Annotated in this window: 11 protein-coding genes; 8 read left to right on the top strand and 3 right to left on the bottom strand. The window is 65.2% G+C overall.

Translation table 11 applies throughout. The annotated features are described in order from the left end of the window. Positions 1-17 precede the first annotated feature (17 nt). From ndk to I2H36_RS11590, 3 genes are all read left to right on the top strand, one after another. A complete protein-coding gene (gene ndk, locus I2H36_RS11600; protein WP_196264062.1) occupies positions 18-440 on the top strand; it encodes a nucleoside-diphosphate kinase in 423 nt (140 codons plus the stop codon). Between the two features lie 83 nt (positions 441-523). After that, entirely contained in the window at positions 524-2,677 is a 2,154-nt protein-coding gene (locus I2H36_RS11595; RefSeq protein ID WP_196264061.1) for a molybdopterin-containing oxidoreductase family protein, read from the top strand. A 91-nt stretch (positions 2,678-2,768) separates the two neighbouring features. Further along, on the top strand, positions 2,769-3,134 hold the full coding sequence (locus I2H36_RS11590) for a hypothetical protein (RefSeq protein WP_196264060.1): 366 nt from the start codon (positions 2,769-2,771) through the stop codon (positions 3,132-3,134). An 81-nt stretch (positions 3,135-3,215) separates the two neighbouring features. On the opposite strand, the gene I2H36_RS11585 is transcribed toward I2H36_RS11590, so the two are convergent. The 3 genes from I2H36_RS11585 to purM form a co-directional block, all read right to left on the bottom strand. Next, on the bottom strand, positions 3,216-3,626 hold the full coding sequence (locus tag I2H36_RS11585) for a cupin domain-containing protein (protein ID WP_196264059.1): 411 nt from the start codon (positions 3,624-3,626) through the stop codon (positions 3,216-3,218). A 71-nt stretch (positions 3,627-3,697) separates the two neighbouring features. Next, entirely contained in the window at positions 3,698-4,366 is a 669-nt protein-coding gene (purN, locus tag I2H36_RS11580; RefSeq protein WP_196264058.1) for a phosphoribosylglycinamide formyltransferase, read from the bottom strand. Then, complete coding sequence (gene purM, locus I2H36_RS11575) at positions 4,366-5,436, bottom strand: phosphoribosylformylglycinamidine cyclo-ligase (RefSeq protein ID WP_196264057.1); 1,071 nt, start codon at positions 5,434-5,436, stop codon at positions 4,366-4,368. Before purM ends, purN begins: the two co-directional genes overlap by 1 nt. Before the next feature lie 365 nt (positions 5,437-5,801). Between purM and I2H36_RS11570 the strand changes: the two genes are divergently transcribed. From I2H36_RS11570 to ppx, 5 genes are all read left to right on the top strand, one after another. After that, the gene (locus I2H36_RS11570) at positions 5,802-6,332 is read left to right on the top strand and encodes a CDP-alcohol phosphatidyltransferase family protein (protein ID WP_196264056.1); all 531 of its coding nucleotides are present in this window, start codon (positions 5,802-5,804) and stop codon (positions 6,330-6,332) included. Between the two features lie 29 nt (positions 6,333-6,361). Beyond that, positions 6,362-7,480, top strand: coding sequence for an AI-2E family transporter (locus I2H36_RS11565; protein WP_196264055.1), 1,119 nt, complete (start codon positions 6,362-6,364; stop codon positions 7,478-7,480). Beyond that, a complete protein-coding gene (locus I2H36_RS11560) occupies positions 7,473-8,165 on the top strand; it encodes a P-loop NTPase family protein (RefSeq protein ID WP_196264054.1) in 693 nt (230 codons plus the stop codon). The genes I2H36_RS11565 and I2H36_RS11560 overlap by 8 nt, the downstream gene beginning before the upstream one ends. Positions 8,166-8,311: 146 nt before the next feature. Continuing rightward, positions 8,312-10,480: an RNA degradosome polyphosphate kinase gene (locus I2H36_RS11555; protein WP_246718784.1), complete on the top strand. Its 2,169-nt coding sequence runs from the start codon at positions 8,312-8,314 to the stop codon at positions 10,478-10,480. Position 10,481: 1 nt separating this feature from the next. Beyond that, complete coding sequence (gene ppx, locus I2H36_RS11550; RefSeq protein ID WP_196264052.1) at positions 10,482-12,002, top strand: exopolyphosphatase; 1,521 nt, start codon at positions 10,482-10,484, stop codon at positions 12,000-12,002. The last annotated feature ends 59 nt before the right edge of the window (positions 12,003-12,061 follow it).

Here is a 12,061-nt window from a genome sequence, read left to right as displayed (position 1 = left end):
AATAGAAGCGAGCTGTCATGGCCATCGAGCGTACTTTCTCCATCATCAAACCCGACGCGACCGAGCGTAACCTCACGGGCGCCGTCAATGCCGTCATCGAAAAGGCCGGCCTGCGGATCGTCGCCCAGAAGCGCATCCTCATGAGCCGCCGCGAGGCCGAGACCTTCTACGCGGTCCACAAGGAGCGCCCCTTCTTCGGTGAGCTCGTGGACTTCATGATCTCGGCTCCGGTCGTCGTGCAGGTTCTGGAAGGCGAAAACGCCGTGCTCCGCTACCGCGAGATCATGGGCGCCACCAACCCGGAGAGCGCCGCCGAGGGCACCATCCGCAAGCTCTACGCCAAGTCCATCGGCGAGAACTCGGTCCACGGCTCCGACAGCCAAGACAACGCCAAGATCGAGATCGCCCAGTTCTTCTCGGGCAACGAGATCGTCGGCTAAGCCTCCAAGGCATAGCCTTTATGGTCAGGCCGCCTCCGGGCGGCCTTTTCATTTTCCGGCCTTTCGCTCATCATGCGCCTGCCATGAACCAAGCTCCCCGCATCGAACGCCGCGCCTCGGTCTGCCCGCATGACTGCCCCTCCGTCTGCTCCCTTGAGGTGGAGGTGATCGACGGGCGCACCATCGGGCGCGTGCACGGGGCGAAGTCCAACACCTACACGGCCGGGGTGATCTGCGCCAAGGTCGCCCGCTATGCGGAGCGCATCCACAACCCGGACCGGCTGCTCTATCCCATGCGGCGCACCGGTCCGAAGGGGTTGGGCCAGTTCGAGCGCATCTCCTGGGACGAGGCGCTGGATATCGTGGCCCGAAAATTCCTGGAGGCGGAGCGGGAGTTCGGGTCGGAATCCGTCTGGCCCTATTACTATGCCGGCACCATGGGCTATGTGATGCGTGACGGCATCAACCGCCTGCGCCACGTGAAGAAGTATTCCGGCCAGTATTCCACCATCTGCACGGCCATGAGCTGGACCGGCTACGTGGCCGGCACCGGCCATCTTCGCGGTGCCGACCCGCGCGAGATGGCGGTCTCCGACTGCATCGTGATCTGGGGCACCAACGCGGTCCACACCCAGGTCAACGTGATGACCCACGCGATGAAGGCTCGCAAGGAGCGCGGGGCCAAGATCGTCGCCATCGACATCTACAACAACGCCACCCTGAAGCAGGCCGACATGGCGCTGGTCCTGCGCCCCGGCACCGACGGAGCGCTTGCCTGTGCAGTCATGCATGTGCTGTTCCGCGACGGCTATGCGGACTGGGACTACCTGGAGCGCTACACCGATCACCCGCGTGAGCTGGAAGAGCATCTGGGCACCCGCGATCCGGCCTGGGCCTCGGCCATCACCGGATTGTCGGTGGACGAGATCGAGGCTTTCGCCAGGCTCGTGGGCACAACGAAGCGCACCTATTTCCGCCTCGGCTTTGGCTTTGCGCGCCAGCGCAACGGCGTGGTCAACATGCATGCCGCCCTGTCGATCCCGGCCGTCACCGGCGCGTGGCAATATGAGGGCGGCGGGGCGCTGCATTCGAACAGCGGCATCTTTCACTGGAACAAGGCGCTGATCGAAGGCCATGACGCCATCGACAAAAGCATTCGGGTTCTCGACCAGTCGCAGATCGGCCGCGTGCTCACCGGCGACCCCCAGGCGCTCTACAACGGGCCGCCGGTGAAGGCGATGCTGATCCAGAACACCAACCCGGTCTCGGTGGCGCCCGAACAGGAGCTGGTGAAGCAGGGTTTTGCCCGCGGCGACCTTTTTGTGTGCGTCCACGAGCAGTTCATGACCGAGACGGCGCTGATGGCCGACATCGTGCTGCCCGCGACCATGTTCATGGAGCACGACGACCTCTATTCCGGCGGCGGCCACCAGCACTTCCAGGTCGGCCCGAAGCTCATTGACCCGCCGGGCGAGTGCCGTTCGAACCACGAGGTGTTCCGCGGGCTGGCCGAGCGCCTCGGCGCCGAGCATCGCGGCTTTGCCATGGAGCCGCGCGAGATCATCGATTGGACGCTGCAGAATTCCGGCTGGGGGACCCTCGAGAACCTGGAAGCTCACGTTCATTTCGACGCGCAACCGCCGTTCGAGGAAGCGCATTTCCTCAAGGGCTTCGGTTATCCGGACGGCAGGTTCCGCTTCAAGCCCGACTGGGCCAAGATTCCCTCCTACAACAACGGCGCGATGGGTCCCTGGGCCAGCATGCCGGCCTTGCCCGACCATTGGGGCGTGATCGAAGCGGCGACCGAGGAGCACCCGTTCCGGCTTGCCACGAGCCCGGCCCGCAACTTTCTCAATTCCAGCTTCACCGAGACCCCGACCTCCCTCGACAAGGAGCGCCGGCCCGAGGTGATGATCCACCCGGTCGATGCCGACAAACAAGGGATCGCCGAGGGTGATTGGGTGAAGCTGAAGAACCATCGCGGCGAGGTCTTCCTGCGCGCCAAGCTGTTCGAGGGTGTGCGGCGCGGGGTGCTCATCGCCGAGGGCATCTGGCCCAACGCCGCCCATCCGTACGGTCGCGGCATCAACACGCTCACCGGCGGCGATCAGGTGGCGCCCTACGGCGGCGCCGCCTTCCACGACAACCGGGTGGCGCTTGAAAAGGCGGATCTCGACCTATCCCTAGAGCCCCTAGTGGCGCGGAAGCACCATCGGGCCGAGGCGCTCGTTGGTTAAGTCTTAAGCCTGTTTGCCGCTTCCCCTTGATCCTGGACGGCCAAGCCTATTCTTAAACGCCGAACGTGATTTCATCTCTGGGGAGCCATCCATGATCTCGACCGCCCGTGCGCTGCTCGTTGCAGCGGCCGTTTCCTTGAGCGCGACTGCCGCCTATGCGGCCGCCTCCAACATGCCCACCCAATACCAACCCGATCCGGCCCTGAAGACCGAGAGTGTCAGTCAGCTGCGCGCCCGCGTGAGCCAGGCCTGCGCCGTCACGCAGGCGAAGCTCCAGAGTGGTGTCAGCGAGGCTTCGCTCAGCCGCTCCTGCGACTGTTATGCCGGCCGCACCATGCGCTCCCTGAGTATCGACGAAGTCCAGGCCTATCGCGACACCGGCGTGTTCAACGACACCGCCCGCGCAAAGGCCCTCACGGCCCTCGACGCCTGCAAGCTGCCGCGTCCGCAGATCTGATCTCAATCTGAGAACGATGCAAAAAGGCCGGGCAAGCCCGGCCTTCTTCGTTTCAGCCTGTCAGCGAAAGTGCGCCCAAGCCTATCCGGGCAGCAGGTCGATCACGCGCATGATGGCAACCGTGGTGCCTGTATTCTTGCTGCGCTCCGGCATGCCTTTGGCACACGACCACACGTCACCCTTTTTGTAGAGCGTGTCGCCGGACCCAGTGTCCACGGTCAACTCGCCCTCAAGCATGTGGCAGACCATGTCATTGCCCATGCTTGCACCGCTGGTGCTCGCCCCCGGCTGATAGATGTTGTCGCGCATCGAGACCGTTTTGTAGTTCGGGATCATCGTCTCGCGCTTCGAGTACTCGACGCGACGAACACCCGGAGCGACTTCCCGGCCTTCCGGTGTGCCGGGCGTTTGAGCGGCGGCGGGTATATTTGGAAGAACAACAGACGCTGCGGCAATGTTGAGCAAGGTCTGGCGACGGTTAAGCGATTCCATGGCTTCCTCCCGTCATAGAGGCCACCCCAGCATGTAGGATTCCACGCCCGTTCCGAGGATGTGTCAATCGGTCATTGCAGTTCGTTTCGCTCTGCATCTGCCGGTGAATATAGCGTCCCGCTCGCGTCCCACCCACGCGAAAACACCACCCGTCCGTTCTCGAGCCGTGCCGTTCCATCGCAGATCATCCGCAAGGCCTGCGGATAAAGCCGATGCTCCTGCACGATGACGCGCGTGGCAAGGCTCTCCTCGGTATCCGCCGGCACCACCGGCACGACGGCCTGGGCGATGATCGGGCCGGCATCGAGCTCCGGCACCACGAAATGGACGGTGCAGCCATGGACCAGCACGCCGTCCGCCAGCGCCCGTCGATGGGTCCGCGTGCCGCGATAGAGAGGCAGGAGGGACGGGTGGATGTTGACCAGTCGCCCAGCCCAGCGCTGCACGAACCAGTCGCTGAGCACGCGCATGAAGCCCGCGAGGCAGATGAAGGCGATGTCGTGCCCGCCCAGCGCGGCATCGAGCGCCCGGTCGAAGCTCTCACGATCGGGAAAGGCCTTGTGGTCGATGGCAAGGGTCGCGATCCCGACCGCCTTCGCCCGCTCCAACCCTTCCGCGTCGGGGCGGTTCGAGAGCACGAGGGCGATTTCGGCCGGGAAATCGGCAGCCTGGGCGGCCTCGATCAGCGAGGCCATGTTCGAGCCGCGGCCCGAGATCAGGATGGCGACGCGGCGGGTCATCAGAGCTTCAGGGAGCCCGAATTCTGCACGCGTTCGCCGCCCGTATGGGTGATCGTCTCGCCGATGCGCACCGGCTTCTCACCCGCCTGGCGCAGTCGCTCCATGACGGCCTCCGCCCGATCGGCGGAGGCGACCACGATCATACCGATGCCGCAGTTGAACGTGCGCAGCATCTCAGGCTCAGCCACGCCGCCGGCCTTGGCCAGCCAGCCGAAAACAGGCGGAACCGCGATGGCATCGAGGTCGAGGTGCACGCCGACGCCATCGGGCAGCACGCGCGGGATGTTGTCCGGAAAACCGCCGCCCGTGATGTGGCAGAGCGCGTTGATCCCGTCGCCGCCTTTGAGCACTTCCAGCAGCGCCTTCACGTAGATCCGGGTCGGCTCCAGCAGGGCCTGGGCGAGGGTCTTGGCCGCAGCAAAGGGGGCGGGCGCATCCCAGGCGAGGCCGGAATGCTCGACGATCCGGCGCACCAGGGAGAAGCCGTTGGAATGGACGCCGGAGGAGGGAAGGCCGATGAGCACGTCACCCGCCTTCACGTCCTTGGGGAGCAGCGTGCCGCGCTCGGCGGCGCCCACCGCGAAACCCGCGAGGTCGTAGTCGCCCTTGGCGTAAAGCCCCGGCATCTCGGCGGTCTCGCCGCCGATGAGCGCGCAGTCCGCCTGGAGGCAGCCCTCGGCGATGCCCTTGACGATATGGACGCCGACCTCCGGCGAGAGTTTTCCCGTGGCGAAATAGTCGAGGAAGAACAGGGGCTCGGCGCCCTGCACGATGATGTCGTTCACGCACATGGCCACGAGGTCGATGCCGATGGTGTCGTGAATACCCGTGTCGATGGCGATCTTCACCTTGGTGCCGACCCCGTCATTGGCCGCCACCAGGATCGGGTCCTTGAAGCCCGCGGCCTTGAGGTCGAAGAGCCCGCCGAAGCCGCCGATCTCCGCATCTGCGCCCGGCCGGCGCGTCGAGCGCACCAGGGGCTTGATCTGGTCGACCATGGCGTTGCCCGCATCGATATCGACGCCCGCTTGGGCATAGGTCAGGCCGTTCGTCTGCTTCTCGGTCGTCATGGCTCACCCCGTGTTGGGGTGGGCAGTAAGACGGGAGGGACCGGGAGGCAAGGGGATTTGAGCAATTGCAGGGGATTGGAGCGGTGTCGTCCCCGGCGGCCGTAGGCCGGGAAGGGGATCCATGGCGCTGAGCCTGTGAGTGGATTCCCTTCCCCTTCGCTAACGCGTCCTCCCGGGAATGACACCCTCCACGTCATCGCCGGCCTTGTGCCGGTGATCCCGATGCGGTGGAGCGAGGCGCTTTTCAGCATCGGGATGGCCGGGACAGGCCCGGCCATGACGTCGGAGAATGAGAAGCCTTGTTATCCCCACCCCCTTAGACACCCAATTGAACTCCGCCCCCTGAGCGTCCATCATCGGCTCCGATGACCATTCCGAACATCATCACCATTGGGCGTCTCATTATCGTGCCCATCGTGATCCTCATGATCATGCAGCAGCGGTGGGTTGCGGCCTTTGTCCTGTTCGTGGTGGCGGGGGTCTCGGATGCTGTCGACGGGTACATCGCCCGCCGGTTCGACATGAGGAGCGAGTTCGGGGCCTATATCGACCCCATCGCCGACAAGGCGCTCCTAGTCTCCATCTACGTGACGCTGGCCATCGTCGGCGCCATCCCGAGCTGGTTGGCCATCGTCGTGGTGTTCCGGGACGTGATGATCGTGGCGGCGGTGCTCCTGTCCTGGGTCATGAGCCGGCCGGTCGAGATTAAGCCGCTCCTTGTCAGCAAGCTCAACACGGGCGCGCAGATCGCCTTTGCGGCCTTCGCGCTTGCCGCCAATGCCTTCGGTGCAGACCTCGCAGGGCTCGAGGATCCTGCCATGCTGCTGGTGGCTGCCTTGACCATAGCCTCGGCCGGTGCCTATCTCGGGGGCTGGCTCAGGCACATGACCACCTGAAGGCCAAAAAGGTGAGGTATGAGGTGCCGATGACGGTTCAACGGCAGATCGGGTTCTGGATTGCGGCGCTGGTCGTCGGGGTTCTGCTGCTGTTCGTGCTGCGCGGCATCCTGCTGCCCTTCGTGGCCGGCTTCGCGCTGGCCTACCTGCTCGATCCCCTGGCCGACCGCTTGCAGAAGCTGGGCGTCGGGCGCCTGGGCGCCAGCCTTCTCATCCTCGTCCTGTTCGTGCTGGTCTTCATCATCGCCCTGATGATCTTGGTGCCCTTCGCGGCCCAGCAGGTGGGAGCCTTCGTGGAGAGGCTGCCCGGCTATGTGTCCAGACTCCAGGAACTCGGGGCCGAGCAGTTGGGCCCGCTCATCCGGAAGCTCGGTATCGAGGAGGTGCTGCCGGCAGCACCCCCCTCCGTCGGCAACCTGATCAGCCAGGGCATCGCTTGGATGACCACCTTCCTCCAGGGGCTGTGGTCCGGCGGCCAGGCGCTGATCGGCATCTTTTCCCTGTTGGTGGTGACCCCGGTGGTGGCCTTCTACATGCTCGTGGACTGGGACCGCATGGTGCGAACCGTGGACTCATGGATGCCTACGAGTCACCGGGATACGATCCGCGACATCGCCCGCGACATCGACCGGGCGATTGCCGGTTTCGTGCGCGGGCAGGCCCTGGTGTGCCTCATCCTCGGCACCTTCTATGCGGTGAGCCTTGCCCTCATCGGGCTCAACTTCGGCGTCCTGATCGGCATGACGGCGGGCCTCCTGAGCTTCATTCCCTATGTGGGTTCGCTCACCGGCCTCATCCTGTCGGTCGGCGTTGCCATCGTGCAGTTCTGGCCGGACTGGACCATGATCGCCGCGACATTGGGCATCTTCATCTTCGGCCAGTTCGTGGAAGGCAACATCCTCTCGCCGAAGCTGGTGGGTGAATCCGTCGGCCTTCATCCGGTCTGGCTCATGTTCGCCCTCGTTGCCTTCGGCGCGCTCTTCGGCTTCGTCGGCCTGCTCCTGGCGGTGCCGCTCGCGGCGGCCATCGGGGTCATCGCCCGCTTTGCCCTGCGCCAATATCTGGCGAGCCCGCTCTATCGCGGCACGGATCCGGTCATCCTCAAGCCTCGCATCGAAATCGACCACAAGGCCAATCTCGATGCGTGAGTCCCCCAAGCAGCTGACCTTCGACCTTCCCCTCGATCCCCGCTTCGGCGCCGAGGACTTTCTCGTCAGCCCCTCCAACGAGCAGGCCTACGGTCTCATCGAGACTTGGCCCGACTGGCCGGACACGATCCTCCTCCTCGTCGGTCCCCGCGGCAGCGGCAAGAGCCATCTCGCCTCGATCTGGGCGATGAACGCCCGTGCCTGGACGGTGGATGCGGCGGCGATCACCCAAGACAAGGTCCCGCACCTCGTCTCGAACGGGGCGCTCGCCATCGAGGACATGGACCGGGGCGAGCGCGACGAGGCGGCCCTGTTCCATCTGCTGAATCTGGCCAGGGAGAAGAAGACCTCGCTGCTGATCACCTCCGAGACGCGGCCCGACCGCTGGTCCCTGAAAACCCCCGATCTCCTGTCCCGCCTCCGGCTGGCGCCGAGCGTTGCCCTGGACGCCCCGGACGATGCCCTCCTCAAGGCGGTGCTGGTAAAGCTGTTCGTGGACAGGCAACTCGTGGTCGATACCTCCGTTGTCGACTATATTGCTCTGCGGATCGAACGCTCGCTCGCCAAGGCCTCCGAAATCGTGGCACTCCTCGACCGGGAGGCCCTGAGCCGGGGCCGGCGTGTTTCACGAGCGATCGCGGCCGAGATCCTTGGCGCCGCGCAGGAAACGGATGAGAACGAGTGAAGCCAGACACTGACGCCCTGTTGTCGAACCGTCGTGAAACCGTCACGAAGCCTAGAGCAAAACGGACGCCGAAGAACGAAGCGGCGGAGAACGAGGTGCGTGGCGCGATTGCCCTGAAAGAGGTGGAGACCGTCAGCGAGGCTCCTTTGCCGAAGGCCCCGGCGGATATCGAGTTCGACGGTGCGGCCCTGCGGAAGTTCCCCCAGCGCTTCATCAACCGCGAGCTCTCCTGGCTGCAGTTCAATCGCCGCGTGCTGGAGGAGGCCTCCAACAGCCATCACCCGCTCCTGGAGCAATTGCGCTTTCTCTCGATCTCGGCCGAGAACCTGGACGAGTTCTTCATGGTCCGCGTTGCGGGCCTGCGAGGCCAGGTCCGCTCCGGCGTGGCGACCATGTCCCAGGATGGGCTCTCGCCGCAGGAGCAGCTCGCTAAGATCTCCACCGAGGTTTCCCATCTCGCCTCCGACCAGCAGCGGCGCTGGCGCGAGTTGCGCGACATCCTGCTGGAGGAGGGCATCATCCTCGTCGAGGGGGGAGGGCTGACAAAGGCGGAGACCTCGTGGCTCGAGGATTACTTCCTCAACCACGTCTTTCCGGTGCTCACGCCGCTTGCCATCGACCCGGCGCATCCTTTTCCGTTCATCCCGAATCTCGGCTCCTCCATCGCCCTGAAGCTGGTGCGCCAGAGCGACGGCAAGGTGCTGAACGCCCTGATCCGCCTGCCGTCGCGGGGCGAGCGCTTCATCCGCCTGCCGGATTTCGCCGAGACCGGCGCCACCCGCTTCATCGCCCTCGAGCAGATGATCGTGCTGTTCACGAGTAGGCTTTTCCCGGGCTACGACGTGCAGGGGCAGGGCGCCTTCCGGGTGATCCGCGACTCCGATCTCGAGGTCGAGGAAGAGGCCGAGGATCTGGTGCGCCTGTTCGAGACGGCCCTCAAGCAGCGCCGCCGCGGCAGCGTGATCCGTCTCGAGGTCGAGGCGGCCATGCCCGAGGACCTGCGCCTCTTCGTGGCCGAGGAATCCGAGGTGACCCACGATGAGGTCTTCGTCGTCGAGGGCATGATGGGTCTGCGCGACCTGTCGCAGCTTGTGGCGTTGGAGCGTCCCGACCTCAAGTTCAAGCCGTACAACCCGCGCTTTCCCGAGCGCATCCGCGAGCATAGCGGCGATTGTTTCGCGGCGATCCGCGAGAAGGACATCATCGTCCACCACCCTTACGAGTCCTTCGACGCCGTGGTGCAATTCCTGCGCCAAGCGGCGCGCGATCCGAACGTGGTGGCGATCAAGCAGACGCTCTATCGCACCTCGTCCGACTCGCCCATCGTAGCGGCGCTCGCCGAGGCAGCCGAGGCAGGCAAGTCCGTCACCGCGCTGGTGGAGCTGAAGGCGCGCTTCGACGAGGAGGCCAATATCCGCTGGGCGCGCGACCTCGAGCGCGCGGGCGCTCAGGTGGTGTTCGGCTTCATCGAGCTCAAGACCCACGCTAAGCTGTCCATGGTGGTGCGCCGCGAGGGCAGCCAGCTCATCACCTATTGCCATGTGGGCACGGGCAATTACCACCCGATCACGGCGCGCATCTACACGGACCTGTCCTACTTCACCGCCGATCCGGTGATCGGCCGCGACGTGTCGCGCATCTTCAACTTCGTCACGGGCTATGCCGAGCCGGCGGAGCTGGAGCGCATGGCGGTGTCGCCGCTCACTCTCAAGAAGCGACTTCTCCAGCACATCGACGAAGAGGTGGCGCACGCCAAGGCAGGACGGCCCGGCGCCATCTGGGGCAAGTGCAACTCGCTGGTCGATCCCGACATCATCGATGCGCTCTACGATGCGTCGGCGGCCGGCGTGCAGATCGACCTCATCGTCCGCGGCATCTGCTGCCTCAGGCCCGGCATCAAGGGTCTGTCGGAGAACATCCGGGTCAAGTCCATCGTCGGGCGCTTCCTGGAGCACACGCGCATCTATGCCTTCGGCAACGGGCAGGGCATGCCCAACCCCAAGGCCCACGTGTACATCTCGTCCGCGGATCTCATGTCGCGCAACCTCGATCGCCGGGTCGAAGCCCTGATGCCGATCGTCAACGCCACCGTTCACCAGCAGGTGCTCGACCAGATCATGCTCGCCAACCTGCTCGACAACGAGCAGAGCTGGACGGTGTTGCCCGACGGAACGAGTCAGCGGGTGGTGCCGGCCAAGGGCGAGGAGCCCTTCAACGCGCACAAGTATTTCATGACGAACCCGAGTCTCTCAGGCCGTGGCAAATCCCTCAAGACCTCCAGCCCCAAAGCGCTCGCCAAGCGCGGGCAGCGGTAGCATGCCGGCGCTTAGCCATGAGGCTCCCGGTCGGCTCAAGCTCGGACGCCCGGTCGCGATCATCGATATCGGCTCGAACTCCGTGCGTCTCGTGGCCTATGAGGGCCTCTCCCGCGCGGTCACGCCGATCTATAACGAGAAGGTTCTCTGCGGTCTCGGCCGTCATGTGGCGACCACCGGCCGCCTCGACGAGGAGGCCGTCGACCGGGCGCTTCGGGCGCTCGCCCGCTTCCGCGTCCTTTGCGACACGATGAACGTGTCGGACATCTTCGTGCTGGCCACCGCGGCAGCGCGTGATGCTTCCAACGGCCCGGCCTTCCTGGAGGCGGCAGAAAAAGCCTGCGGCCAGCCGATCAGCCTTTTGTCCGGCGCCGAAGAGGCGCGGGCCTCCGCGCTCGGCGTCATCGCGGGCTTCCATGATCCGGACGGCATCGTCGGCGACATGGGCGGCGGCAGCCTCGAACTTGTGGACGTGCGCGGTTCGCAGGTGGGGCAGGGCGTCACCATGCCGCTCGGCGGCTTGGCCCTGCTGGACGTCAGCGGCGGCTCGTTGAAGAAGGCCCAGAGGATCGTGCGCGAAGCTCTTGAACGCGCTCCCGAATATCTCGAAAACCTGCATGGCCGTACCTTCTATGCGGTGGGCGGCACATGGCGCGCGCTCGCCAAGCTGCATCAGGCGGCGCACGATTATCCGCTGCACGTGATGCATGGCTACATCCTCGATCCCGAGGATGGGCTCGACTTCCTGCATCTTGTGGAGGAGGCCGACTCGAAGACCCTCAAGGATATCGAAAGCATCTCCGAGGCCCGCCGCCCGCTGCTGGCCTACGGCGCCATGGTGCTGGAAGAGATCATCCGTCTCGGCGAGCCGAAGGAGGTGGCGATTTCCGCCTTCGGCGTCCGCGAGGGCGTGCTCTTCGACAAGCTCGACGCGCAGACCCGCGAGCGCGACCCGCTCATCGCCGCAGCCAGCGATCTCAACCTCCTGCGCTCCCGCTCGCCCCGCCATGGCGAGGAGCTGTGCGCGTGGACGGAAGCCTTCATCCGCAGCCTTGGCCTGCCGGAGACGGATGACGACATCCGCCTGCGCCGGGCGGCCTGCCTTCTGGCCGATATCGGCTGGCGTGCCCATCCCGACTACCGGGGCGAGCAGAGCCTCAACCTCATCGCCTACGGGGCCTTCGCCGGACTCGACCATCCGGGTCGCGCTTATCTGGCGCTGTCGATCTTTTTTCGGCATGAGGGCCTCTCGCCGGACAAGGTGAGCTCGCGCATCAAGTCGCTCGCCGGCCCGCGTCTCTTGGAGCGGGCCCGCCTTCTCGCGGCGCTCATGCGCGTGGCCTATCCGGTCTCGGTCGCCATGGAAGGTGTGCTGCCTCAGGTGCCGCTCCTCGCCCGGGGCAGCCAGGTCGTGCTGCAGTTGCCGGCTCACTTGGAGCCGCTCGCCAACGAACGCCTGACGGGCCGCATGCGGGGCCTGGGCAAGCTTCTGAACATGGAAGCTGTGATCGAGATCGTGTGAGGAAGCGGCTCCCCTTCCTTCCGAGAGCAATCCCTATCCAAAGTATCATTAATCTATGT

Source organism: Microvirga terrestris, assembly GCF_015694425.1.
GTDB lineage: Bacteria > Pseudomonadota > Alphaproteobacteria > Rhizobiales > Beijerinckiaceae > Microvirga > Microvirga terrestris.
This window is presented reverse-complemented; position numbering and strand designations above follow the sequence as displayed.

Coding starts and splice junctions, on each gene's coding strand:
- ppx (WP_196264052.1), top strand. CDS start 10,482: ATGCCGGCGCTTAGCCATGAGGCTCCCGGTCGGCTCAAGCTCGGACGC.
- I2H36_RS11585 (WP_196264059.1), bottom strand. CDS start 3,626: ATGGAATCGCTTAACCGTCGCCAGACCTTGCTCAACATTGCCGCAGCG.
- purM (WP_196264057.1), bottom strand. CDS start 5,436: ATGACGACCGAGAAGCAGACGAACGGCCTGACCTATGCCCAAGCGGGC.
- I2H36_RS11570 (WP_196264056.1), top strand. CDS start 5,802: ATGACCATTCCGAACATCATCACCATTGGGCGTCTCATTATCGTGCCC.
- I2H36_RS11560 (WP_196264054.1), top strand. CDS start 7,473: ATGCGTGAGTCCCCCAAGCAGCTGACCTTCGACCTTCCCCTCGATCCC.
- I2H36_RS11590 (WP_196264060.1), top strand. CDS start 2,769: ATGATCTCGACCGCCCGTGCGCTGCTCGTTGCAGCGGCCGTTTCCTTG.
- I2H36_RS11565 (WP_196264055.1), top strand. CDS start 6,362: ATGACGGTTCAACGGCAGATCGGGTTCTGGATTGCGGCGCTGGTCGTC.
- ndk (WP_196264062.1), top strand. CDS start 18: ATGGCCATCGAGCGTACTTTCTCCATCATCAAACCCGACGCGACCGAG.
- purN (WP_196264058.1), bottom strand. CDS start 4,366: ATGACCCGCCGCGTCGCCATCCTGATCTCGGGCCGCGGCTCGAACATG.
- I2H36_RS11595 (WP_196264061.1), top strand. CDS start 524: ATGAACCAAGCTCCCCGCATCGAACGCCGCGCCTCGGTCTGCCCGCAT.